The following is a 26,045-nucleotide window of genomic DNA, read 5'->3' as shown; positions in this document are numbered from 1 at the left end:
GCTGTCCGACGCGCGGCCGGCGGCCGGAGAGGAGCGACCATGTCCCCGACCCAGGCCTCCGGTTCCGGGCGGATCAGCCGCCGTGGTCTGCTCAAGGCCACCACCGCGACGGCCGGGGCGCTCGCCACGGCCGCCGCGTTCGCCGAACTCCAGACGCCGGCCGAGGCCGCGGCGGGCTTCGTCAAGGGCGTCGACATCAGCTGGGCGCCGCAGATGGAGGCGCACGGCTACTCCTGGAAGAACGCGAGCGGCCAGACGCAGGACCTGCTGGCCATCCTCAAGGGGTACGGCGTCACCGCCGTCCGGCTGCGCACCTTCGTCAACCCGTCCAGCAGCCCGACCGACGGGCACTGCGGCATCGAGGAGGTCGCCGCCTTCGCCAAGCGCGTCAAGGCGGCCGGGATGTCCGTCCTGCTGGACTACATGTTCGGCGACACCTGGAACTCCGTCGGCGTGCAGAACCCGCCGGCCGCCTGGAAGAGCATGGGTTACAGCCAGATGCTCGGCGCGATGAGCTCGTACGTCGACCAGAGCATGACGGTCATGAAGAACAACGGCGTGCTGCCCACCTGGGTGCAGATCGGCAACGAGATCAACAGCGGGATCTGCCGTCCCGTCGGCGGCGTCTCCAGTCCGGCGCAGATGACCGGGCTGCTCAACGCCGCCTACACCCGGGTCAAGGCGGTCTCGCCGAACACCACCGTCTGCGTCCACCTGGCCCAGCCGCAGAAGTACGACGCGATGACGACGTTCTTCAGCCGGTACGCCGCGGCCGGCGGCAAGTGGGACATGTCGGTGTTCTCGTCCTACGGGAGCGCGAGTCTCGCCCAGGGCATCGTGGCGAACATGCGGAAGATCTCCGCCGCCTACGGCAAGCCCTTCATGCAGTCCGAGTTCGGCGGCCCGGTGGGCAAGGCGTCCGCCACCCAGGCCGCCCTGGTCGCCTACATCAAGGCACTGAAGGCCGCGGGAGGGCAGGGCATCTTCTACTGGGAACCCGAGTGCATGTCCCCGTTCACCGGCTACGGCATGGGCGCCTGGGACTCCTCCAGCAAGCGGCCCACCGTCATCATGGACGGCTTCACCCAGGCCTGAGCGACGGCCCCCGGCTCCTCCCCGCGTAACTCCCCGCTCGACGACCAGGGACAGGTGATTGAAATGGGCGTGTCGCTACGCATGCCGTCGCGGCGCCGTGGAGGGCGCGGGGCCCGGCCCGCGGCGGCCGGCCTGCTGACTCTCGCGGCGCTGCTGTGCACCGGGGCGGCGCACGCGGACGCCGCCCGGCCCGGAGCCGTACCGGCCGGCTGCTCGGGCACCTCGCCGATCACCTGCCACTACGCGGTCGCGCCCGGCGACTACGAGGTGACCGTCTCCCTCGGCGGCGCCTCGGCCGGGCAGACCGGGATGTGGGTGGAGGCCCGGCGACTGATGCTCCCGCCGACGAGCACGGCCGCCGGGACCGTCACCACGTACGCGTTCACCGTCGACGTGCGCCAGCCGGAGGGGCAGCCGACCGGACAGGGAGGGACCGGCGACCCCGGTCTGGAAATCGGGTTCACCGGGGCCACCCCCCGGGTCTCGTCCGTCTCGGTGAAACCGGCGACCCACCCGCTGGTCGCCTACCTGGCGGGTGACTCCACGGTGTGCGACCAGCCGGCCGCCCCGTACACCGGGTGGGGGCAGATGATCACGGCCTCGGTGGGACCCGGCGCGGTCATCGCCAACTACGCCGACTCCGGGGAGAGTTCGGGCAGTTTCCTGACCAACCCGGCGCTGTTCCCGGCACTGCTGGCGAAGGTCGGGACCGGCGATCTCGTCTTCGTCCAGTTCGGCCACAACGACAAGCAGACCTCCGCGTCCGCCTACCGGAGCAATCTGACGTCCATGATCACGCGGGTCCGTGCGAAGGGTGGCGTCCCGGTCCTGGTGACGCCGCCGGTGCGCCGGCTGTTCAGCGGGAACCGGCTGACGCCCACCGCACTCCACGTCAACGGCCGCGGGGTGGACCTGCCCGCCGAGATGCGCTCGGTCGGGGCCGCCCAGCGGGTGCCGGTGATCGACCTGACCGCCATGAGCAGAGCCCTGGTCGAATCCCTCGGCCCGTCCGCCTCCGCGCAGCTCTACCTGCGCGGCTCGGTCGACGGCGTCACGGACAACACCCACTTCTCGCAGACCGGCGCGACCCGGATGGCCGGCCTGGTGCTCCAGGGCATCCGTGACCAGCACCTCCCGCTGGCCCCCTACCTCCGAGGGGTAGCCTGAACACCGAGCCGCGGGAGGCCGCGGAGGCGATCGGCCGGCTGCTCATTCCGAGCAGGGCTGACCCGGTGTCCGCCGGTCCCGCTCGGTTCGCCTCAGGACCGGCCCGCGGTGATCGTGCGGGCGGTCCGCAGGGCCGCGCGGTTGCGGCGGGCGATGCCGTCCAGCTCGGTACGGTTCTGCTGGATCAGCTGCTCCTCGATCCGTACGTCGACCGCGTGCGCGGCCTTGAGGTAACCGGTGCTCCGCTTGCAGTTCGCGTCGGCCTCGGCGGTGCGCCGCTCCTGCGCGGACGCAGTGTCGGAGGCGTACCACTGCGCCCGGTACTGGGCGTCGGTCGGGTGCTTGTAGGAGAGGCCCTCGTGCTTCATGCACGCCGACCACGCGGCGTCGGCCTTTCGCTGGCCGGGATCCGTGAGCGCCCGCTGGTTCCCCTGGCGCATCAAACGCAGGACGGTCAGGTCGTAGCCGGTCATACGGAGTCCGGCGATCTTCCCCCTGGCGGGGCGGGATCCGTAGAGGCGCCGGTCGGCCTGGCCGAGGCAGCCGTCCTCCGGGATCGGGTGCCCGTGGACCTGCTTCGGATCGCCGGGCCGCAGGTCCCCGGTGAGGGCGAGGTACTGGTCAAGCGGCCACTGCCGGTCGTCGTGCGGGGAGGCCGGGCCGTGGTAGCCGGTGCGGGCCCCCTGGCCGGGGTCGTCGATCCCGTACGGCCTGTCGCCCAGGTCCAGGTCGGTGGAGGGCAGGCGGATGGTGCCCGGCTCGGCGGGCCGGACGAGTGCGGTGCCGGGCCCGCTGCCCGGGTCGAACACGGTGAAGCCGGAGAAGCCGAGGCCGACCATGCACTTCTTGCCGAGGGTCCACCGTGCCCGGTCGAGCACCTTCTCCTCGTCCTGGCCGAAGGTGTAGCGGCCCAGGGGGAGCGCGGCGGTGCTGTTCAGATCGCTGTCCGAGGCCGGTGCGGTGTGCGTGCTGACGCCCGGGACGCCGGCGTCACAGGCGGTCAGCGCGGCGCACGCGGCGAGGAGGAGGACGAGGGGGGTGGATCTTCGCATCGGGCCAGTGGATCAGGCGGGGCAGCACCGGCGCAGTGGTGGAGCCCACAGTTCCGCCGCCGTCGTGCTCAGGCCGGTCTCCTGCTCCGTCCGCCGTGCTCCTCCCGGGTGCCGCCGTGGCCGTGGCCGTGGCCGTCGCCGTCGTCGTCGCGGAGCGGCGGCTGCCGGCCGCCGGCCGCGATCCTGGCCACCATCTCGGCGAGCTGCCCGCAGGCCCGGGCGATCTCCCGCTGGGTGCTGTTGCGCTCGCTGACGGCTGCCCCGACCAGGAGCGCGGTCAGTGAGGAGGAGCCGTTGAAGGCCTGCAGGGTGATCATGTCCGCGAGCAGGTCCTGACCGGCGAACGGGCCGGTCCCCCGGGTGGCGGCGATGATCGCGTACGTCGACACGGCCAGGGCGCAGGGCGCGGCCCCGGCCAGCTGGAAGCGGAAGGCCGCCCAGATCAGCAGCGGGAAGCCGAGGAACAGCAGGGGCGTGTGGCCGGTCTCCAGGAAACCGACGAGCAGGGTGGCCGCCAGGAGCAGCAGCCCCTCCACCCAGCGCGACAGCGGAGCGTTCAGCGGTCGTGCCGAGCGCAGCACGAGCAGGACCGGCGCCACCACCAGCACGCCCATCGCGTCGCCGGTCCACCACACCGACCACGTCGGCCAGAAGTCGGCGGCCTTCAGTGCCCCGGCGAGGGCCAGGGTCCCGCTGCCGATCGTCGCGCTGACCAGCATCCCGGTGAACGCGCCGAGGAAGATCAGCGCGAGCGCGTCCCGCAGCCGGTCCAGCTCCCGGCGGAACCTCGAACGACGCAGCAGCCAGTACGAGCACAGCGGTGCGACGGTGTTGCCCGCCACGATCACCAGTACGGCCGGTGGCGACGGCCCGAGCGGGGCGTTGACCAGGAACGCGCCGAGCGCGATCCCGGGCCAGATCCGCCTGCCGCGCAGCAGCAGGCTCGCCAGCGCGATGCCCGTCGGCGGCCACAGGGGCGTGACCTGGCCGCGCACCAGCTGCTGGAGCAGCCCCAGCCTGCCCGAGCCGTAGTACAGCGCGGCGACGGCGCAGATCTCCAGGATGGCCAGGCCACCGCGCCGGAGCCGTTCGTGCCGCGCCACAGTCATCGGGCGACCTCCGCGTCGACATCGCCCCGGATCCATCATCCGCCGGATCCCCCGGACGGTCCAAAGCGCCGTCGAGCGGGTCAGGCGTGCGGGGTGCGCAGGGCGAGGATGGCCATGTCGTCGTGGCCGTCGCTGGGGTGGTGCTCGGCCAGTGCCTCGACGAACTCCCGCAGCGGCAGGGCCGCACATCCGCCGGCGAGGGCGGCCAGCTCGTCGAGGCTGTCGTCGATGGAACGGCCGGGATGCTCCACCAGCCCGTCGGTGAAGAAGACCACCACGGCGTTCGGGGGCAGGAAGTGGGAGTGGTCGGGGCGGGGCTGCTCGGGGTCCACCCCGAGGGGCAGTCCGGGTTCGGCGAACAGGTACTCCACCGGGTGGCCGGGGGCGATCAGCAGGGGCGGGACGTGGCCCGCCGTGCTCCAGTGCAGCCGCCAGCCCCGGCCCTCGGGTTCGATGCGCGCCAGCGTGGTGGTGGTGACGGGGTTGTTGGTGATCGCCTGCAGGGCCCGGTCGAGCTTGGCGAGGATGGCGCCGGGCGGATTGTCGCGGTCGAACAGCAGGGAGCGCAGCATGTTGCGGGTGGAGGCCATGGCGGCGGCGGCCTGCAGATCGTGGCCCACCACGTCGCCGATGACGACGGCCACCACGCCGTCGGGCAGCGGGATGGCGTCGTACCAGTCGCCGCCGAGCTGGCTGGGCTGGGCGGCGGGCCGGTAGATGGCGGCCGCGGTGAAGGGCCGCAGGTCGGGCAGGGTCGGCAGCAGCAGCCGCTGGAACTGCTCGGCCCCGACACGCACTCGTTCGAACAGCCGGACGTTGTCGATCGCGATGCCTGCGGCGCTGGCCAGGGCGACGAGGACGTTCTCGTCGTGCACGTCGAAGGGCTGTCCGTCGCGCCGCTCGGAGAGGTAGAGATCGCCGTATATCTCGCCGCGGACGCTGATGGCGACCCCGAGCAGGCTGCGCAGGTGCGGGTGGCCGGGCGGGAAGCCCACCGAGGACGGATGGGCGGGGATGTCGTGGACCCGTAGGGGTTCGGGGTGGCGGATCAGGTGCCCCAGGACGCCCAGACCGCGCGGGAGGCCGGTCTCGGCCAGATCGGCGTACTCCTGTTCGGACAGGCCGGCGGGGATGAACTGCTCCAGGCGCTCGCCGTCCTCGTGGAGCACGCCAAGCGCCCCGTAGCGGGCCCCGACCAGTTCCATGGCGGTGGTCACGATGCGGTGCAGTACGGCGGGCAGCTCCACCTCCCGGCTGATCGCCACCACCGCGTCCAGCAGGCCCTGCAGCCGGTCCATGGCGTCCAGCAGGGCGCGCAGCTGCTCGTCGATCCGGCCCACCTCGGCCCTCAGCCGCAGGTGCAGATCGGGAAGGTCCGGCTGCCCCGCCGAGGTCCACTCGTCCTTTCCCGCCATCCGGCCTCCTGACGCGACCCTGATCAATCGAGACCACAGCGGGTACGGCAGAACAGGAAAGCGGTCAATGTGTCGAAATTAGCATGACACATCCGAATGGCCCGAATTGCCCGGTCGGCTGCCGAGCGCCCCCAGGATCCGCTCCGCCGCCAGCGTCGCGGTCAACGAACCCTCCCGCACCGCCCGTTCCAGTCCGGGCGCGACCTCCCGCACCGCCGGATCGGCGTGCAGCCGGCCCAGCAGCTCGTCGCGGACCATCGCCCAGGTCCAGTGGACCTGCTGGTCCCGGCGTTTGGCGGCGAGCCGGCCGGTGGAGTCCAGCAGGGCGCGGTGCTGCTCCAGCCGCTCCCAGACGGTGTCCAGTCCGGACGATTCGCGCGCGCTGCAACTGAGCACCGGCGGCGTCCAGAACGCCTCCTTGCCGTGCATCAGCCGGAGCGCCCCGGCCAGTTCACGGGCGGCGGCCCGGGCATCGCGCTCGTGCGGCCCGTCCGCCTTGTTGACGGCGATCACGTCGGCCAGCTCCAGGACCCCCTTCTTGATGCCCTGCAGCTGGTCGCCGGTGCGGGCCAGGGTCAGCAGCAGGAACGAGTCCACCATGTCGGCGACCGCCGTCTCCGACTGGCCCACGCCGACGGTCTCCACCAGGATCACGTCGTAGCCCGCGGCCTCCATCACCACCATGGACTCGCGGGTCGCCTTGGCCACCCCGCCCAGTGTGCCCGCGCTGGGGGAGGGGCGGACGAACGCGTTCGGGTCGACCGCGAGGCGCTCCATGCGGGTCTTGTCGCCCAGGATGGAACCGCCGGTGCGGGTCGAGGAGGGGTCGACGGCGAGCACGGCGACCCGGTGACCCAGCGCGGTCAGCCGGGTGCCGAACGCGTCGATGAACGTCGACTTGCCCACCCCCGGCACCCCGCTGACGCCGATCCGCCGCGCCCGGCCGCTGTGCGGGAGCAGCTCGGTGAGCAGCTCCTGCGCCAGCGCCCGGTGCGCGGGGCGGGTGGACTCGACGAGGGTGATCGCGCGGGCCACGAGCGCCCGCTTCCCCTCGAGCACACCCTTCACATACGTGTCGAGCTCGATCGCTGCCATGGGGCCTACAGATCGTGGCCGAGGTCGGCCGACAGCCGCTTCACCAGGTCGTACGCCGCGTCCGGGATCACCGTCCCGGGCAGGAACACGGCCGCCGCGCCCATCTCCAGCAGCACCGGCACGTCCTGCGGCGGGATCACACCGCCGACCACGATCGTGATGTCCTGGCGCCCCTCCTCGGCGAGCTTCTCGCGCAGCGCCGGTACGAGGGTGAGATGACCGGCGGCCAGCGAGGACACCCCGACCACGTGCACGTCCGCCTCGACCGCCTGCCGGGCGACCTCCTCGGGCGTCTGGAACAGCGGGCCGACGTCGACGTCGAAGCCGAGGTCGGCGAAGCCGGTGGCGATCACCTTCTGGCCGCGGTCGTGGCCGTCCTGGCCCATCTTGGCGACCAGGATGCGCGGCCGGCGCCCCTCGGCCTCCTCGAACGCGTCCACCAGGGCGCGGGTGCGGTCCACGGAGGGCGACTGTCCTGTCTCGCTGCGGTACACACCGGAGATCGTACGGATCTGGCTCGCATGCCGGCCGTACACCTTCTCCAGGGCGTCGGAGATCTCGCCGACGGTGGCCTTGGCGCGGGCCGCGCGCACGGCCAGCTCCAGCAGGTTGCCCTCGCCGTCGGCAGCCCGGGTCAGCGCGTCCAGCGCGTCCCGGCAGGCGGTCTCGTCCCGCTCCTCGCGCAGCCGCCGCAGCTTCTCGATCTGCTGGGCGCGCACGGAGGAGTTGTCGACCTTGAGGACCTCGATCTGCTCGTCGCTGTCCACCCGGTACTTGTTCACGCCGATCACCGGCTGGCGCCCCGAGTCGATGCGGGCCTGGGTGCGCGCGGCGGCCTCCTCCACCCGCAGCTTGGGGATGCCGGCGTCGATGGCCTGCGCCATGCCGCCCGCCTGCTCGACCTCCTGGATGTGCTGCCAGGCCTTGCGGGCCAGGTCGTACGTCAGCCTCTCCACGTACGCGCTGCCGCCCCACGGGTCGATCACCCGCGTGGTGCCCGACTCCTGCTGGATGAGCAGCTGGGTGTTGCGGGCGATGCGCGCCGAGAAGTCGGTGGGCAGGGCGAGCGCCTCGTCCAGGGCGTTGGTGTGCAGCGACTGGGTGTGGCCCTGGGTCGCCGCCATCGCCTCGACGCAGGTCCGCGTGACGTTGTTGAACACGTCCTGCGCGGTCAGCGACCACCCCGAGGTCTGCGAATGGGTGCGCAACGACAGCGACTTGGTGTTCTTCGGGTCGAACTGGGAGACCAGCCTGGCCCACAGCAGCCGCGCCGCCCGCAGCTTGGCGACCTCCATGAAGAAGTTCATGCCGATCGCCCAGAAGAACGACAGCCGGGGCGCGAACGCGTCCACGTCCAGGCCCGCCTCCCGGCCCGCCCGGATGTACTCGACGCCGTCGGCGAGCGTGTACGCCAGCTCCAGGTCGGCCGTCGCGCCCGCCTCCTGGATGTGGTAGCCGGAGATGGAGATGGAGTTGTAGCGGGGCATCCGCTGCGAGGTGTACGCGAAGATGTCGGAGATGATCCGCATCGACGGCTTCGGCGGATAGATGTAGGTGTTGCGGACCATGAACTCCTTGAGGATGTCGTTCTGAATGGTCCCGGCCAGCTTCTCGGGCGGTACGCCCTGCTCCTCGGCCGCCACGATGTACAGCGCCAGCACCGGCAGCACGGCGCCGTTCATCGTCATCGACACGGTCATCCGGTCCAGCGGGATCCCGTCGAACAGCTGCCGCATGTCGTAGATGGAGTCGATGGCCACGCCCGCCATGCCGACGTCACCGGTCACCCGCGGGTGGTCGCTGTCGTAGCCCCGGTGGGTGGGCAGGTCGAAGGCGACCGACAGACCCTTCTGACCGGCCGCCAGGTTGCGCCGGTAGAAGGCGTTGGACTCCTCGGCGGTGGAGAAGCCCGCGTACTGGCGGATCGTCCAGGGCTGGTTGACGTACATCGTCGGGTACGGGCCGCGCAGATACGGCGCGATGCCCGGGTACGTGCCCAGGAAGTCCAGGCCCTCCAGGTCACGGCCGGTGTACAGCGGCTTGACGGCGATGCCCTCCGGGGTCTCCCACAGCGGCTGTTCGCTGCCGGTCGCCCGCTTGACGGCGGTGGCCCATTCCTCCGCGCCGCCGTCGACGGCCGGCGTCCCCAGCTCGATGCCGGAGAAGTCGGGGATTCCCATCAGGACACTCCCATGCGGTCGAGGGTCGCGGACAGCGTGGCCACGGCGTCGCAGCCCGCGAAGACGTAACTGTCGACGCCCGGGTACTCGGCGGGCCGGCCGGCCAGGAAGACGTGCCGGGCGCCCGAGGCCTTCAGGAACGCGGCGGCCTGCTCGGCCTGTTCCGTGTACAGCGCGTCGCTGGAGCACAGCACGGCCTCGGTGGCGCCGCTGTCCTCGAAACGGCCGTCGGTGACCGGCTCGATGCCGCCCGCCTGGAACAGGTTGGCGGCGAAGGTGGAGCGCGCGGTGTGGGCGGCGGCCGGGCCGATCGTGGCCAGGAAGACCCGGGGACGGGAGCCGGTCGCGGCCAGATGGGCGTCGGAACGGGCGCGCAGGGCCTCGTACGCCTCGTCGCGGCGCACCCGCGGCAGTCCGGTGGACGGCGGCTCGGGAGCGGGCTCGCGCCGGACCGGCTTCTCGGCCAGCAGCGGGAACTCGCTGACCCCGGTGATGGGTTCGCTGCGCTTGGCGAGCCTCTTGGAGCGCTCCGCCCAGGTCGTCGCCAGGTCCGTGCGGATCCGGCCGGAGCGCAGTACGGCCGCCTGGCCGCCGTCGCGCTCGATGGACCGGAAGAACTCCCAGCCCGCGTGGGCGAGTTCGTCGGTCAGCCGCTCGACGTACCAGGAGCCGCCCGCCGGGTCGATCACCCGGGACAGATGGGACTCCTCGACGAGGATCGTGGACGTGTTGCGGGCGATACGGCGGGCGAACGCGTCCGGCAGACCCAGCGCGTGGTCGAACGGCAGCACGGTGACGGAGTCGGCGCCGCCGACCCCGGCGGCCAGCGTCGCGACCGTCGTGCGCAGCATGTTCACCCACGGGTCGCGGCGGGTCATCATCACCGGCGAGGTCACCGCGTGCTGCACCTGGGCGCCGGCGCCCGGCGCCCCGCACACCTCGGCAACCCGCGCCCACAGCCGGCGGGCCGCGCGCAGCTTGGCGATGGTCAGGAACTGGTCGGCGGTGGCCGCGTAGCGGAACTCCAGCTGGCCCACGGCCTGTTCCACGCCGAGACCGGCCCCGGTCAGCTCGCGCAGGTAGGCCACGCCGGTGGCCAGGGAGGCGCCCAGCTCCTGCGCGGCCGAACCGCCCGCCTCGTGGTACGGCAGCGCGTCCACGGTCAGCGCGCGCAGGCCCGGATACCGTTCGGCGCAGCGCCGGGCGAGCGCGGCGGCCGGCCCGAAGGGCGACGCGGTGCCGGTGCGGGCCTCGTGGCCGAGCGGGTCGGCGCCCAGGTTGCCGCGCACCGTCTTCGGGTCGACGCCCCGCTCCTCGTACAGCCGCAGCAGTTCCGCGGCCGCGGCCTCGGTGTCGGCGCCCGCGTCCAGGACGACCGGCGCCAGGTCGAGGAAGACGCCGTCGAGGGCCTTGCCGAGGCCGGACACCGGGATGCCGTCCGGGCCCACGAGCAGCCAGAGCGAGGTGACGCCGTTCTCCAGGTCGGTCAGCACCGCGCCGTCGGCGAGCGCCGCGTGCCGCTGCCGTACGTCCCAGCCGCCCGTGGTGTTGCCCTCGGGGCGGCCGCCCCGCACGAACGGGGCGAACCCGGGCAGGCCGGAGTCGGGCGCGCCGTCGCGCGCGGTGTACAGGGGCCGGGTGCGCAGCCCGTCCTCGAGCGTGGTGGACAGGGCGTCCTCAGCGGCCGTGCCGGAGACATCCCTGCCGGACTTGCGCAGCACACCCTCGACGAGGAGTTGCCACTGCTCATGTGTCGCGTCAGGGAACTCGGCGGCCAGTGAGAGCCCGTCGTCAGGCAGGACCGTCATGGCTCGGATGCTAGGGCAGGCCGCTCGACTGACAGCGGAACGGGGGCTGTGACGTTGCCCTCCTCGCGGCTGTGACCTGCGCCTCCCATGGGCCGGACGGCCGGTCGGGCGCGGTCAGGAGGCCTCGCCAGCGAGGTCGGGCACCAGCGAGCACAGGGCCGCGCGCTGGGTGTCGCCCATCGTGTCGGCGAGGGCCTCCCTGACGGTGCGGGCGAGCAGCGTGGACGTCTCCCGCAGCTGGTCGCGGGCCTTGTCGGTGAGGGCGACCTCGACACCCCGCCGGTCGTCACGGACCGGCTTGCGGGTGACCAGGCCCGCGTGCTGCAGGCAGGCGATCTGGTACGTCAGCCGGGTCTTGGGGCGGCCCAGCAGGTCCGCGACGCGCGTCATCCGCACGCCGTCGCGGGGATGCTCGGCCAGCAGGCACAGGATCAGGAACTCGTCGTGGGAGATGCCGAGGTTCTCCTTCACGGCCGAGCGCAGCCGCTGCTCCACCGAGCCCGTGGCGGCGAGCAGCAGCATCCAGGCGCGCAGCTCGTCCGGGAGCACCCCGCCGCCCCGCGCGGAGGGGCATCCGCTCTGGTCGTCGGGGTCTTCGGTGGAGAGGGCCATACGGCCGATTCTACCTATCGTGCAAAACTGGATGACGGGTACAGCGAGGTGGCCCGGGCCGTGGCGGCGGACCGGGCCGGTGCGGGGGCCCGGGTCAGCCGGTCCTGCCCTTGCCGGGCAGGCGGACGTCCTGGGTGGACAGCGTCTGCGGGTTCGCCGTGAAGGCGCGCAGCCGGATGCGGGCGCCGCGCCCGGGCAGCGAGAAGGTGCGGGTGGCGGGCCGGAGCTCCACCGTCGCCGTCGTGTGCGCGGGGACGGTGGCCGGGCCGTGCACGATCGACCAGTAACGGCTCATGCCCTGGCCGGTGGTGAGCATGTAGTGCGGGGTCAGCGGCCCGTCCGCCGTGTTGGTGACCCGCACGGTGAGCCGGGAGACGGCGCTCTTGGAGGCCCACCGCGCCGCCGTGACCCGCATCCTCAGCGGCGGGTGGCCCGACACCGCGAGCGTCGCGCTCACCAGGGCGGGGGCGATCAGCACGACGACCGCGGTGATCAGCGCCGGACGGCGGCGCGGGCCGGTCAGCCACCGGGGGCGCGGCTGCCAGGCACGCCGGAACTCCGACAGGGGCGCGGTCACCGCCGCCGCCAGCCACAGCGGGGTCATCATCAGGTAGTAGCCGTCCTGGGACCGGGTCGCCAGGTAGAAGGCGAGCCAGGGCAGCACCGTCGCCGCCGGACCCAGCCGCCGTACGAACAGCACGAACAGCGCGAGCAGGGCGGCGGCGAACAGCATGCTCGCGTGGCCGTACCAGTCCAGCCGGTCGCTGCCGTCCGTGAAGTACAGCGAGACACCCACCAGGCCCTGGCCGTGCAGCACCGCGCCCTGGGTCAGCGGCAGGGCGATCCCGCGGATCCACGGGCCGGGCTCCTGCACGATGAAGTACATGTTGATCAGCAGCCACGCGGTGACCGCGAGGCCGACGATCCGCGCCACCACCAGCCCGGCCTCCCGGCGGCCCAGCTCGCCGCGGCGCACCGCGTAGATCCCGGCCAGCAGGAACGGGGTGACGAACCACGGCAGTTGCTGCGCCGCGCACGCGGCCCCGAGACAGGCGGCCCGCGCGATCCCGGCCGCCCCGAGCCGGCCGCCCTGCCCGATGCGGGGCCAGCGCACGACCACCGGCACCAACAGCGCCAGGGCGATGATCGCCGGATAGCCCTGACGGGCGTAGGTCGGCAGGAAGCCGAAGCCCAGACAGACCATCGTCGCCGCCGAACGCCACGGCACCGGCAGCATCTTCCACAGCGCGACCGCCCCCGCGATCAGCGCGGCGGTGGCCGCCACCGTCGCCGGGGCGCCGCCGTGGCCGAGCCGCAGCAGCGGCGCGGTCAGCAGCGGGGTCAGCGGGGGATAGCCGTACGTGAAGTCGTAACCGCCGTCGGCCGTCGGCGTGATGGCGATGTTCCTGCTGTGGAAGAGCCACGCCCAGGGCTGCCCGTAGACCGTGTGCCCGGCGACCAGCTCCCTGGCGGCCTGGGTGGTGAGGGCCGACTCGTCGCCGCCCGCGTGGTTCAGCGCGAGGGTGCACAGGATCAGTGTCACCGCCGTCACCAGCACCACCAGGTCCAGGCGGGCCAGCGAACGGGCCCGGCGGACCGTCAGGGCGAGGACGCCGGTCACCAGGATCGAGGCGTAACAGACCGAGATGACCGCCGCGAGGAGCAGCCGGTGCGTCGCCGCCTGCGTCCACACCGTGCGGGTGCCGATGAAGAGGCTGATGTCGGCGAGGAGCGTCAGGACACGGTGCCACTGCGCGGGCCCCTCGACGGCTCCGGAGGCGGCGGACACCGCCGACTGCGTCCGCCGGCCGGGTGCCACCTGCTGTGTTTCTGCCAAGTGCACGACGCGAAGCTATGCGGGGCCGGTGAGCAGAAAATGGCCGGGGATGAAATGTCAGGTGTGAGGGAGGTAAGAGGCTCTCACGCGCGGAGGGGAGAGTCGCGGTCGCGCATCGTGTCGCTGTTGGGCCGAACGGGTGACTTGGCGTAAGAATTGACCGGTGCAGGAATTGAGTGCGAGTCAGGTCGGGGGATGCCGGTGAACCGTTACGACGTCACCGATGAACAGTGGGAGGGGCTCGCCCAGGTCGTGCCGCTGCGGGGCCGGGACGCCTGGCCGTCGGCGGTGAACCACCGCTCCCTGCCGGACGCGGAGACCGAGACCAGGCGCCGGTTCGTGGTGCTGCGGGTCAACGTGTTCGCGGACGCGCGCGACGTCGCCGAGACGCTGATGGCCGGCGCGCCCGTCCTGCTCGATCTCTCCAGCGCGGAGACGGAGGTCGCCAAGCGGGTGCTCGACTTCAGCACCGGGGTCGTCTTCGGACTGGGCAGCGGGATGCACCGCGTCGACCGGAACGTGTTCCTGCTCACTCCGCCGGGGACCGAGGTCGGCGGGCTGATGGAGGGAGCGGGGGCCTGAGGCGGCCGAGCGGTGCCGTTGGTCGCTCGATCGTAGGAAGGTACCGGGGCAAAACGGTTCAGCTTGTGGCGGGACCCCTAGCGTCGGCATATGCCCGTGCCTCCCATGCCGTTCGGCTCCGCCGCGCCCGGTGAAACCGCCGTGTCCTCCGACGTCTCCGTCGCGTCGGTTCCGTCCGCCCGGGTCCCGTCCCGGGCCGTCGTGGCGGACCCGCCGCCCGGGAAGACCCGGCCCGGTACCGACCCGCGTGCCCGGGTCACCGAACTGCGGCTGTCCGCGTTCGCCGGGCACCGGGGCGCCGGGTTCCCGCTGGGACCCGTCACGCTCTTCGCCGGGCCCAGCGGGACGGGGAAGTCCACCGCGCTCGGGGCGTACGAGGCGCTGGCCCGGCTCGGCGGCGGGGCGTCGCTCGCGGAGGTGTTCCCGGATCCGGTCGCGTGCGTGCCGCAGCGGGCGCGGCCCGACGCCCAGCGCCGACGGGGGTTCCGCATCGGCTGTACGGCCGACGGTGCCGAGGGACCCGTACGGCTCGACGTCGCCGTACAGGCCGAACCCGACCTGCGCATCGTGGGCGAGCGGCTGACCGCGGGCGGGGTGATCCTGCTGGAGACCGCGCTGCGCGACCCCGGACGCCGAACCGTGCAGGCCGCCTGGCACACCGCCGGAGCCGCGCCGGTCACCCGCGCCCCGCTGCCCGACGACCGGCTCGGCACCGCCCTGCTGCCGCTGCGCGTGGCCGGCAAGACGGACGGGCAGCGCCGGGTGCTCGCCGCCGCCGAGCAGATGGTGGTCGCCCTGCGCTCGGTCTTCCCCTGCGACCCGCGCCCCGACCGCATGCGCACCCCCGTCCCCACCGGCTCCGGCCGGCTCCTGCCCGGCTGCGACAACCTCGCCGACGTCGTGTGGCGCACCCGCGCCGAGTGCGTCCGGCGCCACGCCCAGCTCGTCGACGCGCTGCGGGCCGGCTGCGCCGGGGCCGTCGCCGACCTGGTCGCCGAGCCGCTGGGCGACGGCACCGTCCGCGCGCTGCTCGACCGCGGCGACGGCTTCCGTACGGAACTGGCGCGGCTCGGCGACGGCGAGTTGCGCTACCTCGCCCTGACCCTCGTCCTGCTGACCGGCCCCGGCGTGCTCGACATGGACGTACCGGGCGAGGTGCCCGACGCCCTGCAGACCCTCACCGTGCTGGCCGACGGCTTCGACCGCGGCCTCGACCCCCGCCAGCGCCACGCACTGCTGCTGATGGCGGCCCGCATGGGCGAGCGTGGGCACATCCGCTGCGCCGGCGCGATCAGCGACGCCTCCTGGGCCGTCGGGACGGCCGGTGTCACAGTGGTACACCTGAACCCGTGACGGAACCTTCGGACCTGGCGAAACTCCAGCGCAGGCTGGCCGACTTCGCCGCCGCGCGCAACTGGCAGCCCTACCACAACCCCAAGAACCTGGTCGCCGCGCTGAGCGTGGAGGCCTCCGAACTGGTCGAGATCTTCCAGTGGTTGACGCCCGAGGAGTCGGCCCGTGTCATGGACGACCCCGGCACCGCCCACCGCGTCACGGACGAGGTGGCCGACGTCCTCGCCTACCTGCTCCAGCTGTGCGAGGTCCTCGGCATCGATCCGCTGGCCGCGCTGGACGCCAAGATCGACCGCAACGAACGGCGGTTCCCGACGCCGGAGGAGTAGGGGAGCAGGGGAACGACCCATCGGGAATCGTTCATTCCGTTATTACTCTACGGAGTCAAATTCTCCGTCGAAGCCGAATTGTTGTCCGCAGATTTCCGTCTTCCTCTGGCTTTACGTCTCACGGCCCCTCACTCTGGGTAGTGAACAAGGGAGTTCGGGCGGACGTGCCGGTGCCATGGGCCCGGCGGACGGACGGGGGCAGCGCATGGAAGCGATGCGGCTCATCGTGACGAGCAGGCGGGCCCTGACATCAGGCGCCGACGTGCCGGAGATCATGACGGAGGTGTGGCAGGCGCAGGCCCTGGCCCAGGCGATCGGCAGCCGCCTCGCGGTCTCCGGTCCGCCCGAACTGCGCGGCGAGGCACTGGGCCTGACGGAGCTGGCGGGCCGGGGCTGCGGCGTCCTGGACACGCCCGACCTCGACCCCGGCGACCTGCGCGCCGCCCAGCTGACCGAACTGGACGACGCCCGCCGCACCCTCCTCTGCCTCGGCGGCCTCCTGGGCGAGGTCGGCATCGCCCTGGTCGGCATGGCCAGCGCCGCGGCCGACGAGGCGACGTACTGGCAGTGCATGGAGGCGATCGACGCGGCGGACGAGTCGCGCGACCGGGTCCTGGAGATGCTGCGCAAGCTGGCGGCGAGAGAGGCGGCGGCCCTACCCGAACGGGAGGCCGGCTGACAAGGGAGCCCGCACGGTCCTCGCCCGCACGGCTTCAGCGGCTACGACCCCTCAGGCGCCGTCCCTCTCTGCCCTCGCGTCGCTTTCCCCGGCCGCCGCGCGCCCGGATCCCCCGGCCGACTGCAGATCCGCGTCCAGCGCCGAAAGGTCCGCGTTCAGCGCGGCCATCAGCTCCTCCATCTGTTCCAGCAGGCCCTTCGGCCGTCTGGCGGAGCCCCCTTCCCGCGCGACGGACTCGACCACCTCGACGGACTCTTCGGACATGTCGCGGCCTCCTCGGCCCAGGCCCCCCAGAGGGCCGATGCGATGGCGCGCGACGGCGACGACCGTCCGGCGCCGGTGCCGGACGGTCCGGCTCCGACCGCCCAACGATCACCACCGGGGCCGGTCACTCCCCAGAAGCGCCCGGCGGCCACCGTCGGACGATTTTCACCCGCCCGGGGACGGCGTCGCCGGGCGGAACCGGTGCGGTTGACGGGGCGATCGGCGTGCAGGATGGAGGCATGGACCTTCGAATCTTCACCGAGCCCCAGCAGGGCGCGACCTACGACACCCTGCTCACCGTGGCCAAGGCCACCGAGGACCTCGGCTTCGACGCCTTCTTCCGTTCGGACCACTATCTGCGCATGGGCGACGGGGACGGTCTGCCCGGACCCACGGACGCCTGGATCACCCTGGCCGGCCTCGCCCGCGAGACCAGCCGCATCCGCCTCGGCACGCTCATGACGGCGGGCACCTTCCGCCTGCCCGGAGTGCTCGCCATCCAGGTCGCCCAGATCGACCAGATGTCCGGCGGCCGGGTCGAACTGGGCCTGGGCGCGGGCTGGTTCGAGGAGGAGCACAAGGCGTACGGCATCCCGTTCCCGAAGGAGAAGTTCGGCCGCCTGGAGGAGCAGCTGGCGATCGTCACCGGCCTGTGGGAGACCAAGCCCGGCGAGACCTTCGACTTCCACGGCACCTACTACGACCTCACCGACTCGCCCGCGCTGCCCAAGCCCGCCCAGGCGAGGATCCCGGTCCTGATCGGCGGCCACGGCGCGACCCGCACCCCGCGGCTGGCCGCACGGTACGCCGACGAGTTCAACATGCCGTTCGCCTCGGTCGAGGACAGCGACCGCCAGTTCGGCCGGGTCCGCGCCGCCGCCGAGGCCGCCGGCCGCGCGGCGGACGACATCGTCTTCTCCAACGCGCTCGTCGTCTGTGTCGGCAGGGACGACCGGGAGGTCGCCCGCCGCGCCGCCGCGATCGGCCGTGAGGTCGACGAACTGAAGGCCAACGGCCTGGCCGGCTCCCCGGCCGAGGTGGTCGACAAGATCGGCCGCTACGCCGGGATCGGCTCCCGCCGCCTCTACCTCCAGATCCTCGACCTCGCGGACCTGGACCACCTGGAACTGATCTCGGCCGAGGTCCAGTCCCAGCTGTCGTAACCCACCTGACGTCCCCTCCGCCCCGCCCGCGCGCCGCGGGGCGGAGGGGACGCCGGCTTCCGGTCCGCGCCACCGCCCCGAGCCCTCGCACACCCGGGCGAAAAATCCCGAGTGCGCGCCCGGCCGCCCCCGGTACGTTGTCCCAGCCCGCCCGTTCGGCGCAGGCGCAGGTCAGAAGCTATCCCCGAGGAAACCACCGTGTTCCTGACGATCACCACCACCGGCACCCCCGACCGCCCCGCCACCGACCTCGGGTTCCTGTTGCACAAGCATCCCGACAGGGCGCAGGCGTTCTCCACCTCCTACGGCACGGCCCACGTCCTCTACCCCGAGGCGGACACCGAGCGCTGCACGGCGGCACTGCTGCTGGAGGTCGATGCCGTGGCGCTGGTCAGGAAGGGCAAGGGGAAGGGGCGCGGCGGAGCGCCCGACGCCGCGCTGGCGCAGTACGTCAACGACCGTCCGTACGCCGCCTCCTCGCTGCTCGCCGTGGCGCTGAGCAGCGTGTTCTCCAGTGCGATGCGCGGGGTGTGCAACGCCCGGCCCGAGCGGGCCGCCGAGCCGCTGCCGCTGCGGATCGAGGTGCCCGCGCTGCCCGCCCGGGGCGGGGCGGACGTGGTACGGCGGCTCTTCGAGCCCCTGGGGTGGGCCGTCACCGCCGAACCCGTCCCGCTGGACGCCGAGTTCCCCGGTTGGGGCGACTCGCGGTACGTGCGTCTCGAACTGGAGTCCACGAAGCTCACCCTCGCCGACGCCCTGCGGCAGCTGTACGTCCTGCTGCCCGTCCTCGACGACGCCAAGCACTACTGGGTCGCCGACGACGAGGTGGACAAGCTGCTGCGCGCCGGTGAGGGCTGGCTGGCCGAGCACCCGGAGCAGAAGCTGATCACCAGCCGCTATCTGTCCCGGCGCTGGTCACTGACCCGGCAGGCCATGGAGCGGCTGGAGCTGGTGCGGCTCGCGGAGACGGACGACAGCGAGGTCGAGGAGATCGACAACGCCGTCGGCGCGGAGGGCGACGCGGAGAGCGAGGCGGGGGAGAAGCCCACCCCGCTGGCGGTGCTGCGGCGGGACGCCGTCGTCGACGCCCTCAAGCGGGCCTCCGCCGCCCGTGTCCTCGATCTCGGCTGCGGGCAGGGTCAGTTGGTGCAGGCGCTGCTGAAGGACCCGGCCTTCACCGAGATCGTCGGGGTGGACGTGTCCATGCGCGCGCTCACCATCGCCTCGCGGCGGCTGAAGCTGGACCGCATGGGCGAGCGGCAGGCCTCGCGGGTCAAGCTCTTCCAGGGGTCGCTGGCCTACACGGACAACCGGCTCAAGGGGTACGACGCCGCCGTGCTGAGCGAGGTGATCGAGCATCTCGACCTGCCCCGGCTGCCCGCCCTGGAGTACGCGGTGTTCGGCGCCGCCCGCCCGCGCACGGTCCTCGTGACCACCCCGAACGTCGAGTACAACGTCCGCTGGGAGAGCCTGCCCGCCGGGCACGTCCGGCACGGGGACCACCGGTTCGAGTGGACCCGCGAGGAGTTCCGGGCCTGGGCGGCCGGTGTCGCCGAGCGGCACGGCTACACCGTCGGGTTCGTCGCCGTCGGGCCCGACGACCCCGAAGTCGGGCCGCCCACCCAGATGGCCGTTTTCGACATCGGCACCGTCGGCACGAAGACCGAGAAGGAGGCGAAGGCAGCATGACCGAGGCGAACGCGAACACCGGGCGGGTGCTTCCCGTCACCGACCTCTCCCTGGTCGTCCTCGTGGGCGCCTCCGGGTCCGGCAAGTCGACCTTCGCCCGCAGGCACTTCGAGCCGACCGAGGTGATCTCCTCGGACTTCTGCCGCGGGCTGGTCTCGGACGACGAGAACGACCAGAGCGCCACCCGGGACGCCTTCGACGTCCTGCACTACATCGCGGGCAAGCGGCTGGCGGCCGGCCGGCGCACCGTCGTGGACGCCACCAGCGTGCAGCAGGACGCCCGGCGGCAACTGATCGACCTGGCCAAGCGGTACGACGTGCTGCCCATCGCCATCGTGCTCGACGTGCCCGAGGAGGTCTGCGCCGAGCGCAACGCGGCCCGCACCGACCGTGCCGACATGCCCCGGCGGGTCATCCAGCGGCACATCCGTGAACTCAGGCGCTCCGTCAGGCACCTGGAGCGCGAGGGCTTCCGCAAGGTGCACGTGCTCAAGGGCGTCGAGGACGTCGAGCGGGCCCGCGTGGTCACCGAGAAGCGCTTCAACGACCTCACCCGCCTCACCGGTCCCTTCGACATCATCGGTGACGTCCACGGCTGCGCGAGCGAACTGGAGGCCCTGCTGGGCAGGCTGGGGTACGTCGACGGCGTCCACCCGGACGGCCGTACCGCCGTCTTCGTCGGTGACCTCGTCGACCGGGGACCGGACACCCCGGGCGTGCTGCGCCGTGTGATGGCGATGGCCGGCTCCGGCGACGCGCTGTGCGTGCCCGGCAACCACGAGAACAAGTACGGGCGCTACCTCAAGGGCCGCAAGGTCCAGCACACCCACGGGCTCGCCGAGACCATCGAGCAGATGGAGGGCGAGAGCGAGGACTTCAGGCGGGAGGTGCGGACGTTCCTCGACGGGCTCGTCAGCCACTACGTCCTCGACGGCGGGCGGCTCGTGGTCTGCCACGCCGGGCTGCCGGAGAAGTACCACGGGCGGACCTCCGGACGGGTGCGTTCACACGCCCTGTACGGCGAGACCACCGGAGAGACCGACGAGTTCGGGCTGCCGGTGCGCTATCCGTGGGCCGAGGACTACCGGGGCCGGGCGGCGGTCGTCTACGGCCACACACCCGTCCCGGAGGCGACCTGGCTCAACAACACCATCTGCCTCGACACCGGCGCCGTCTTCGGCGGCAAACTCACCGCGCTGCGCTGGCCCGAGCGGGAACTGGTCGACGTACCGGCCGAGCGGGTCTGGTACGAGCCGGCCAGGCCGCTGCGGTCCGAGGCGCCCGGCGGGCAGGACGGGCGCCCGCTGGACCTGAACGACGTGCACGGCCGCCGGGCGGTGGAGACCCGCCACGCCGGCCGGGTCGCGGTGCGGGAGGAGAACGCGGCCGCCGCCCTGGAGGTCATGAGCCGGTTCGCCGTGGACCCGCGGCTGCTGCCGTACCTGCCGCCGACCATGGCGCCCACGGCCACCAGCCAGGTCGAGGCCCGCGGCGGAGCCGCTGACGGACACTTCCTGGAGCACCCGGTCGAGGCCTTCGCGCAGTACGCCCGGGACGGGGTCGCCCGGGTCGTGTGCGAGGAGAAGCACATGGGCTCGCGGGCCGTGGCACTGGTGTGCCGGGACGCGGAGGCCGCGCGGCGCAGGTTCGGGGTGGACGGCCCCAGCGGGTCGCTGTACACCCGTACCGGGCGCCCGTTCTTCGACGACGCCGCCATGACCGAGGAGGTCCTCGGGCGGCTGCGTGCGGCCGTCGACGCGGCCGGGCTGTGGGACCGGCTCGACACCGACTGGCTGCTGCTGGACGCCGAGCTGATGCCGTGGTCGCTGAAGGCCGCCGGCCTGCTGCGTTCCCAGTACGCCGCCGTCGGCGCCGCCGCCGGCGCGGTGTTCCCGGGGGCGCTGGCCGCCCTGGAGGGGGCGGCGGCGCGCGGTGTCGACGTCACCGGCCTGCTGGACCGCCAGCGGGAACGCGCCGCCGACGCCGCCGCGTTCACCGAGGCCTACCGCCGCTACTGCTGGCCGACCAACGGCCTGGACGGGGTGCGTCTGGCACCGTTCCAGATCCTGGCGGTGCGCGGGCGCAGCCTGGCCGCCGTGCCGCACGACGAGCAGCTCGCCCTCATCGACCGGCTCGTCGAGCACGACGGCAGCGGGCTGCTGCGGACCACCCGGCGGCTGTACGTCGACACCGGGGACCCGGAGTCGGTGCGGGCCGGTGTCGACTGGTGGCTGGAGATGACCGGCAGGGGCGGCGAGGGCATGGTCGTCAAGCCGGTGGGCGCGCTGGTGCGCGACGCGGAGCACGGGCGGCTGGTGCAGCCCGGCATCAAGTGCCGGGGCCGCGAGTACCTGCGGATCATCTACGGCCCCGAGTACACCCGGCCGGACAACCTCGCCCGGCTGCGGCAGCGGTTCCTGAACCACAAGCGGTCGCTGGCGGTCCGCGAGTACGCGCTGGGCGTGGAGGCCCTGGACCGGCTCGCCGACGGGGAGCCGCTGTGGCGGGTGCACGAGGCGGTGTTCGGGGTGCTCGCCCTGGAGTCGGAGCCGGTGGACCCGCGGCTGTGAGCGGTGACCGGACCCTCGGATGTGAGCCGTCCCACGGCACCCTTGTGTCTCCCGTGCACCTCTTCCTAGGGTGAACTGCGTTGCCTATCAAGGGAGTTCGTGGCCATGGAGATCAAGAAGGTGGTGGTCCGCGAGGACCAGGGCACCAGCCGCCGGCCGGCCATCCTGGAGAAGCGGCCGACCCGCTGAGCGAGGGGACGGCATGCGCGTACACCTGGTGACGATGCCCTGGCATCCGATCGACTCCCCTCGCTCCAAGTGGGCCTGCTGCATGCTCTGGTGCGGCAGGCCCGCCCCGGTGACGAGGTGCGCGAGTTCCACGGCTCGCTGCGCTGGGCGGAGTTCCTGCTGGAGCGCTCCGGCGGACGGCTGCGGCCCGGGGACTGCGTGGAGGTCGGCAGCGACTCGATCTTCCACGGCCTCGGCGACTGGGTCTTCTCCGGCGTCCTGTACGACGACCCCGGCTGGGGGACCGGCCGGCTGCGCGAGTACGCGGACGCGCGGGGGGTCTTCGTCGACACCGCCCTCGCCATGCGGCCCCACGCGGCGGAGTTCATCGCCGAGTCAGCCACGCGGGTGCTGGCGGCCGATCCCGATGTCGTCGGGTTCACCAGCACCTTCATGCAGAACGTCTCCTCGCTCGCCCTCGCCCGCGAACTCAAGGCGAGGCGCCCGGAGGTGACCGTCGTCTTCGGTGGCGGCAACTGCGACGGGCCGATGGGCCACGCCCTGCACCGCAACCACCGGTTCGTCGACCATGTGGTGCGCGGCGAGGGCGAGTACGCCCTGCCCGCGCTCTTACGCCACCTGGACGCGGGCACGCCACCGGCGGACGTCCCCGGGGTGTGCTGGTGGGACGGCGAGGTGTCCCGCGCCAACGCCGAGACCCGGCGGACGGTGGCGCCCGCCGACATCCCCTCGCCCGACTACGACCAGTGGCAGGCCGCGCTGGACGCCTCCCCGGTGCGGGAGTACGTCCACCCGAAGCTGGTCGTCGAGGGGGCGCGCGGCTGCTGGTGGGGCGAGAAGCACCACTGCACCTTCTGCGGGCTCAACGGCTCCTCCATGGCCTTCAGGGCCAAGCCGGGCGAGCGGCTGTGGGCGGAGATCGACCGGCTGGTCCGGCGCCACCGCATCCTCGACGTGGTCAGCGTCGACAACATCATCGACATGGCCTACTTCCGCGACTTCCTGCCGCGTGTCGCCGACAGCGGCTGGGATCTGCGGCTGCACTACGAGGTCAAGTCCAACCTCACCCCCGACCAGCTCGAACTCCTCGGCCGCTCGGGCACGGCGCACATCCAGCCCGGCATCGAGAGCCTGGGCAGCCGGGTGCTGGACCTGATGGACAAGGGGGTCACCGGCGCCCGCAACGTCCGCACCCTGCGCGAGTGCGAGAACCACGCCCTGACCTGCTCCTGGAACCTCCTCTACGGCTTCCCGGGCGAGACGGCGGACGACTACGCACCGGTCATCGAGCAGCTCCCGGCCCTCGTCCACCTCCAGCCGCCGAGCGGCGCCCACCGGATCCAACTGGAGCGGTTCAGCCCGCACTTCACCGATCCGCAACTGGGCTTCGGCAAGCGCCGGCCGGCCGCGATGTACCAGCACGTCTACGACCTGCCCGAGGGCGAACTCGACGACCTCGTCTACCTGTTCGACACCGAGGACGCCGGCATCCGCGGCCCGGTCGAACGGCGGCTCCAGGAGGCGGTCGCCCGCTGGCGGGCCGGGCATCCGCACTCCCGCCTGCTGTTCGAGGAGGACGGCGAGACCCTGCTCGTGCACGACCGCCGGCACGGCCGGCCGCCCGCCACGCACCGCTTCACCGGCTGGCGGGCGGGGGCCCTGCGCCGCCTGGAGGACGGCCGTACCGAGTCCGCCCTGCTCCGGCTGCTGACCGCCGACGGCCACGACGTACGGCCCGAGGCGCTCGGCGACTGGATCCGCCATGCCTTCTCCCTGGGCCTGCTGTTCCGCGACGGGCACACCTACGTCTCCCTGCCGACCTGGGACGAGCCGGTCCGGATGCCGGAGGGTGCCGGGGTGGGCGGATGAGCGGGCTGCCCGCCGGTGTGCCGCACCGGTTCAGCGGCCGGCGCCGGGTCGAGGTGACCGAGCCGCTGCGGCTGGGCGGGACGGGCCGGGCGGCCGCGGTGGCGGTGCGGTTCCTGCGCGAGTGCCAGAGCCTGGGACTCCGGGTGCACTGGAGGGCCGCCGGCCCCCGGACGGCGTACGACGTCCGGGACCTGCGGCATCTGCCGCCGCCCGCCGAAGTGCCCGGCGAGCCGGGGGAGTGGACCGCCTGGCGGGCGGGGTACGCCCACGGGATGCTCTACCACCGGCGCGGGCCCGGCTTCGTCGCCGTCCTGGACCGGCGGGACCCCGGTACGGCCACCCGCCTCACCCTCGACCACCCCGGCCTCCTCGCCACCTTCGGGCTGCTCCAGGAGCCGACCCGCCTCGACGCGCTGGACACCACCGGGCACCGGGCGCTCGGCCTGCTCACCACCGAGCGGCTGGCCCTGGTCACCGACGGCTGGGCGGTGTCCCTGCCGCCACGTGTCCACCGCTGGCCCGTCCCCTGCACCGCGATCTGAGCCCCGGCCCTGCCGGGCCGTCCCGCCGGTTCCGCCCCGCTTCTCGTCGGGCGGACGAGAACAAGAAGCGGCGGATACGGCCGGCAAGGGGGTGAACCCGTACCACGGTGGTCAGGATGGAGGCATGGCATTCCATGTCGACTCCGAGGCCGGGCGGCTGCGCCGGGTCATCCTGCACCGGCCCGATCTCGAGCTCAAGAGGCTCACCCCCAGCAACAAGGACGCCCTGCTCTTCGACGACGTGCTGTGGGTGCGCCGGGCCCGCGCCGAGCACGACGGGTTCGCCGACGTACTGCGCGACCGAGGGGTCACCGTCCACCTCTTCGGCGATCTGCTCACCGACACCCTGGCGGTCCCCGAGGCCCGCGCCCTCGTCCTGGACCGGGTCTTCGACGAGAAGGAGTACGGCCCCCTCGCCACCGACCACCTGCGCGCGGTCTTCGACCAGCTGCCCGCCCAGGAGCTGGCCGAGGCCCTGGTCGGCGGCATGACCAAGCGGGAGTTCCTGGACGCCCACGCGGAGCCGGCCTCCGTCCGCTTCCATGTGATGGACCTCGACGACTTCCTCCTCGGCCCGCTGCCGAACCACCTGTTCACCCGCGACACCTCCGCCTGGGTCTACGACGGGGTGGCCATCAACGCCATGCGGCTGCCCGCCCGCCGGCGCGAGACCGTGCACTTCGAGGCGATCTACCGCCACCACCCGCTGTTCCGTGACGAAACGTTCCGGGTCTGGTCCCGGGGCCAGGACGACTACCCCTCCACCATCGAGGGCGGCGACGTCCTGGTGATCGGCAACGGCGCCGTCCTGATCGGCATGAGCGAGCGCACCACCCCCCAGGCCGTGGAGATGCTCGCGCACAAGCTCTTCGCGGCGGGCTCCGCGACCGCGATCGTGGCCCTCGACATGCCCAAGCGGCGGGCGTTCATGCACCTCGACACCGTGATGACCATGGTCGACGGCGACACCTTCACCCAGTACGCGGGCCTGGGCATGCTGCGTTCCTACACGATCGAGCCGGGCGTGGGCGACAAGGAGCTGAAGGTCACCGACCACCCGCCGGAGCACATGCACCGCGCGATCGCCGCCGCGCTCGGCCTCAGTGAGATCCGGGTGCTGACCGCCACCCAGGACGTGCACGCGGCCGAACGCGAGCAGTGGGACGACGGCTGCAACGTGCTCGCCGTCGAACCCGGCGTCGTCGTCGCCTACGAGCGCAACTCCACCACCAACACCCATCTGCGCAAGCAGGGCATCGAGGTGATCGAGATCCCGGGCAGCGAGCTGGGCCGGGGCCGGGGCGGGCCGCGCTGCATGAGCTGTCCGGTGGAACGGGACGGCGTGTAGGCACCCGGAGGGCTCCGGGGCCGCACGGGACTGTATAGAAATGTGGAACATCGTATAGAATTCCAAAAGTCCGTTGTTCTCGTATCCCTGGAGCGCCC

At 72.7% G+C, this 26,045-nt stretch carries 21 protein-coding genes; 12 read left to right on the top strand and 9 right to left on the bottom strand.

What is annotated here, in order from left to right:
• Positions 1 to 39: 39 nt before the first annotated feature.
• On the top strand, positions 40 to 1,095 hold the full coding sequence (locus ACFYMM_RS15270; protein ID WP_388386366.1) for a glycosyl hydrolase 53 family protein: 1,056 nt from the start codon (positions 40 to 42) through the stop codon (positions 1,093 to 1,095).
• Between the two features lie 63 nt (positions 1,096 to 1,158).
• Positions 1,159 to 2,262, top strand: coding sequence for a rhamnogalacturonan acetylesterase (locus ACFYMM_RS15265; protein ID WP_388386364.1), 1,104 nt, complete (start codon positions 1,159 to 1,161; stop codon positions 2,260 to 2,262).
• A 92-nt stretch (positions 2,263 to 2,354) separates the two neighbouring features.
• On the opposite strand, the gene ACFYMM_RS15260 is transcribed toward ACFYMM_RS15265, so the two are convergent.
• From ACFYMM_RS15260 to ACFYMM_RS15225, 8 genes are all read right to left on the bottom strand, one after another.
• A complete protein-coding gene (locus ACFYMM_RS15260) occupies positions 2,355 to 3,314 on the bottom strand; it encodes a hypothetical protein (protein WP_388386362.1) in 960 nt (319 codons plus the stop codon).
• Positions 3,315 to 3,382: 68 nt separating this feature from the next.
• Positions 3,383 to 4,423: an MASE1 domain-containing protein gene (locus tag ACFYMM_RS15255; protein ID WP_388386360.1), complete on the bottom strand. Its 1,041-nt coding sequence runs from the start codon at positions 4,421 to 4,423 to the stop codon at positions 3,383 to 3,385.
• A gap of 80 nt (positions 4,424 to 4,503) precedes the next feature.
• Positions 4,504 to 5,838 carry a PP2C family protein-serine/threonine phosphatase gene (locus tag ACFYMM_RS15250; protein WP_388386358.1) on the bottom strand — a complete coding sequence of 445 codons (1,335 nt, stop codon included), beginning with the start codon at positions 5,836 to 5,838 and terminating at the stop codon, positions 4,504 to 4,506.
• A gap of 78 nt (positions 5,839 to 5,916) precedes the next feature.
• On the bottom strand, positions 5,917 to 6,933 hold the full coding sequence (gene meaB / locus ACFYMM_RS15245; protein ID WP_388386356.1) for a methylmalonyl Co-A mutase-associated GTPase MeaB: 1,017 nt from the start codon (positions 6,931 to 6,933) through the stop codon (positions 5,917 to 5,919).
• A gap of 5 nt (positions 6,934 to 6,938) precedes the next feature.
• Positions 6,939 to 9,113 carry a methylmalonyl-CoA mutase gene (gene scpA / locus ACFYMM_RS15240; protein WP_388386354.1) on the bottom strand — a complete coding sequence of 725 codons (2,175 nt, stop codon included), beginning with the start codon at positions 9,111 to 9,113 and terminating at the stop codon, positions 6,939 to 6,941.
• Positions 9,113 to 10,921: a methylmalonyl-CoA mutase family protein gene (locus ACFYMM_RS15235; protein ID WP_388386352.1), complete on the bottom strand. Its 1,809-nt coding sequence runs from the start codon at positions 10,919 to 10,921 to the stop codon at positions 9,113 to 9,115. The genes scpA and ACFYMM_RS15235 overlap by 1 nt, the downstream gene beginning before the upstream one ends.
• A gap of 114 nt (positions 10,922 to 11,035) precedes the next feature.
• On the bottom strand, positions 11,036 to 11,533 hold the full coding sequence (locus tag ACFYMM_RS15230) for a MarR family winged helix-turn-helix transcriptional regulator (RefSeq protein ID WP_388386350.1): 498 nt from the start codon (positions 11,531 to 11,533) through the stop codon (positions 11,036 to 11,038).
• 94 nt (positions 11,534 to 11,627) lie between these two features.
• Positions 11,628 to 13,352 carry a hypothetical protein gene (locus ACFYMM_RS15225; RefSeq protein WP_388386704.1) on the bottom strand — a complete coding sequence of 575 codons (1,725 nt, stop codon included), beginning with the start codon at positions 13,350 to 13,352 and terminating at the stop codon, positions 11,628 to 11,630.
• A gap of 213 nt (positions 13,353 to 13,565) precedes the next feature.
• Between ACFYMM_RS15225 and ACFYMM_RS15220 the strand changes: the two genes are divergently transcribed.
• The 4 genes from ACFYMM_RS15220 to ACFYMM_RS15205 all read left to right on the top strand — a co-directional run bounded on the left by ACFYMM_RS15220 (position 13,566) and on the right by ACFYMM_RS15205 (position 16,313).
• Complete coding sequence (locus tag ACFYMM_RS15220; protein ID WP_388386348.1) at positions 13,566 to 13,952, top strand: cell division protein SepF; 387 nt, start codon at positions 13,566 to 13,568, stop codon at positions 13,950 to 13,952.
• 90 nt (positions 13,953 to 14,042) lie between these two features.
• Positions 14,043 to 15,305 carry an AAA family ATPase gene (locus ACFYMM_RS15215; protein WP_388386347.1) on the top strand — a complete coding sequence of 421 codons (1,263 nt, stop codon included), beginning with the start codon at positions 14,043 to 14,045 and terminating at the stop codon, positions 15,303 to 15,305.
• A complete protein-coding gene (locus tag ACFYMM_RS15210) occupies positions 15,302 to 15,634 on the top strand; it encodes a nucleotide pyrophosphohydrolase (RefSeq protein ID WP_388386346.1) in 333 nt (110 codons plus the stop codon). Before ACFYMM_RS15215 ends, ACFYMM_RS15210 begins: the two co-directional genes overlap by 4 nt.
• A 205-nt stretch (positions 15,635 to 15,839) precedes the next feature.
• On the top strand, positions 15,840 to 16,313 hold the full coding sequence (locus tag ACFYMM_RS15205) for a DUF6099 family protein (RefSeq protein WP_388386345.1): 474 nt from the start codon (positions 15,840 to 15,842) through the stop codon (positions 16,311 to 16,313).
• 51 nt (positions 16,314 to 16,364) lie between these two features.
• Here ACFYMM_RS15205 and ACFYMM_RS15200 read toward each other — a convergent pair whose 3' ends face one another.
• Positions 16,365 to 16,577, bottom strand: coding sequence for a hypothetical protein (locus ACFYMM_RS15200; protein ID WP_388386343.1), 213 nt, complete (start codon positions 16,575 to 16,577; stop codon positions 16,365 to 16,367).
• A gap of 239 nt (positions 16,578 to 16,816) precedes the next feature.
• Between ACFYMM_RS15200 and ACFYMM_RS15195 the strand changes: the two genes are divergently transcribed.
• The 6 genes from ACFYMM_RS15195 to ACFYMM_RS15170 all read left to right on the top strand — a co-directional run bounded on the left by ACFYMM_RS15195 (position 16,817) and on the right by ACFYMM_RS15170 (position 25,947).
• Positions 16,817 to 17,740 (top strand): LLM class F420-dependent oxidoreductase, encoded by a 924-nt coding sequence (locus tag ACFYMM_RS15195; protein WP_388386342.1) that lies wholly within the window; start codon positions 16,817 to 16,819, stop codon positions 17,738 to 17,740.
• A 198-nt stretch (positions 17,741 to 17,938) separates the two neighbouring features.
• On the top strand, positions 17,939 to 19,429 hold the full coding sequence (locus tag ACFYMM_RS15190; RefSeq protein ID WP_388386340.1) for a 3' terminal RNA ribose 2'-O-methyltransferase Hen1: 1,491 nt from the start codon (positions 17,939 to 17,941) through the stop codon (positions 19,427 to 19,429).
• Complete coding sequence (locus ACFYMM_RS15185; protein ID WP_388386339.1) at positions 19,426 to 21,999, top strand: polynucleotide kinase-phosphatase; 2,574 nt, start codon at positions 19,426 to 19,428, stop codon at positions 21,997 to 21,999. Before ACFYMM_RS15190 ends, ACFYMM_RS15185 begins: the two co-directional genes overlap by 4 nt.
• A gap of 258 nt (positions 22,000 to 22,257) precedes the next feature.
• Complete coding sequence (locus tag ACFYMM_RS15180; RefSeq protein ID WP_388386338.1) at positions 22,258 to 24,057, top strand: RiPP maturation radical SAM C-methyltransferase; 1,800 nt, start codon at positions 22,258 to 22,260, stop codon at positions 24,055 to 24,057.
• Complete coding sequence (locus ACFYMM_RS15175; RefSeq protein ID WP_388386337.1) at positions 24,054 to 24,599, top strand: DUF5825 family protein; 546 nt, start codon at positions 24,054 to 24,056, stop codon at positions 24,597 to 24,599. The genes ACFYMM_RS15180 and ACFYMM_RS15175 overlap by 4 nt, the downstream gene beginning before the upstream one ends.
• 124 nt (positions 24,600 to 24,723) lie before the next feature.
• On the top strand, positions 24,724 to 25,947 hold the full coding sequence (locus tag ACFYMM_RS15170) for an arginine deiminase (RefSeq protein WP_388386336.1): 1,224 nt from the start codon (positions 24,724 to 24,726) through the stop codon (positions 25,945 to 25,947).
• Positions 25,948 to 26,045 lie beyond the last annotated feature (98 nt).

Origin of the sequence: Streptomyces sp. NPDC006739, from assembly GCF_042869815.1 — a bacterium.
Classification (GTDB): Bacteria; Actinomycetota; Actinomycetes; order Streptomycetales; family Streptomycetaceae; genus Streptomyces.
This window is presented reverse-complemented; position numbering and strand designations above follow the sequence as displayed.

Bases quoted from the DNA above. Each gene is read 5' to 3' on its own strand.
- ACFYMM_RS15185 (WP_388386339.1), top strand. From the start codon at position 19,426: ATGACCGAGGCGAACGCGAACACCGGGCGGGTGCTTCCCGTCACCGAC.
- ACFYMM_RS15215 (WP_388386347.1), top strand. From the start codon at position 14,043: ATGCCCGTGCCTCCCATGCCGTTCGGCTCCGCCGCGCCCGGTGAAACC.
- ACFYMM_RS15260 (WP_388386362.1), bottom strand. From the start codon at position 3,314: ATGCGAAGATCCACCCCCCTCGTCCTCCTCCTCGCCGCGTGCGCCGCG.
- ACFYMM_RS15255 (WP_388386360.1), bottom strand. From the start codon at position 4,423: ATGACTGTGGCGCGGCACGAACGGCTCCGGCGCGGTGGCCTGGCCATC.
- ACFYMM_RS15250 (WP_388386358.1), bottom strand. From the start codon at position 5,838: ATGGCGGGAAAGGACGAGTGGACCTCGGCGGGGCAGCCGGACCTTCCC.
- ACFYMM_RS15220 (WP_388386348.1), top strand. From the start codon at position 13,566: ATGCCGGTGAACCGTTACGACGTCACCGATGAACAGTGGGAGGGGCTC.
- meaB (WP_388386356.1), bottom strand. From the start codon at position 6,933: ATGGCAGCGATCGAGCTCGACACGTATGTGAAGGGTGTGCTCGAGGGG.
- ACFYMM_RS15205 (WP_388386345.1), top strand. From the start codon at position 15,840: ATGGAAGCGATGCGGCTCATCGTGACGAGCAGGCGGGCCCTGACATCA.
- ACFYMM_RS15265 (WP_388386364.1), top strand. From the start codon at position 1,159: ATGGGCGTGTCGCTACGCATGCCGTCGCGGCGCCGTGGAGGGCGCGGG.
- ACFYMM_RS15235 (WP_388386352.1), bottom strand. From the start codon at position 10,921: ATGACGGTCCTGCCTGACGACGGGCTCTCACTGGCCGCCGAGTTCCCT.
- scpA (WP_388386354.1), bottom strand. From the start codon at position 9,113: ATGGGAATCCCCGACTTCTCCGGCATCGAGCTGGGGACGCCGGCCGTC.
- ACFYMM_RS15270 (WP_388386366.1), top strand. From the start codon at position 40: ATGTCCCCGACCCAGGCCTCCGGTTCCGGGCGGATCAGCCGCCGTGGT.
- ACFYMM_RS15200 (WP_388386343.1), bottom strand. From the start codon at position 16,577: ATGTCCGAAGAGTCCGTCGAGGTGGTCGAGTCCGTCGCGCGGGAAGGG.
- ACFYMM_RS15175 (WP_388386337.1), top strand. From the start codon at position 24,054: ATGAGCGGGCTGCCCGCCGGTGTGCCGCACCGGTTCAGCGGCCGGCGC.
- ACFYMM_RS15230 (WP_388386350.1), bottom strand. From the start codon at position 11,533: ATGGCCCTCTCCACCGAAGACCCCGACGACCAGAGCGGATGCCCCTCC.
- ACFYMM_RS15170 (WP_388386336.1), top strand. From the start codon at position 24,724: ATGGCATTCCATGTCGACTCCGAGGCCGGGCGGCTGCGCCGGGTCATC.
- ACFYMM_RS15195 (WP_388386342.1), top strand. From the start codon at position 16,817: ATGGACCTTCGAATCTTCACCGAGCCCCAGCAGGGCGCGACCTACGAC.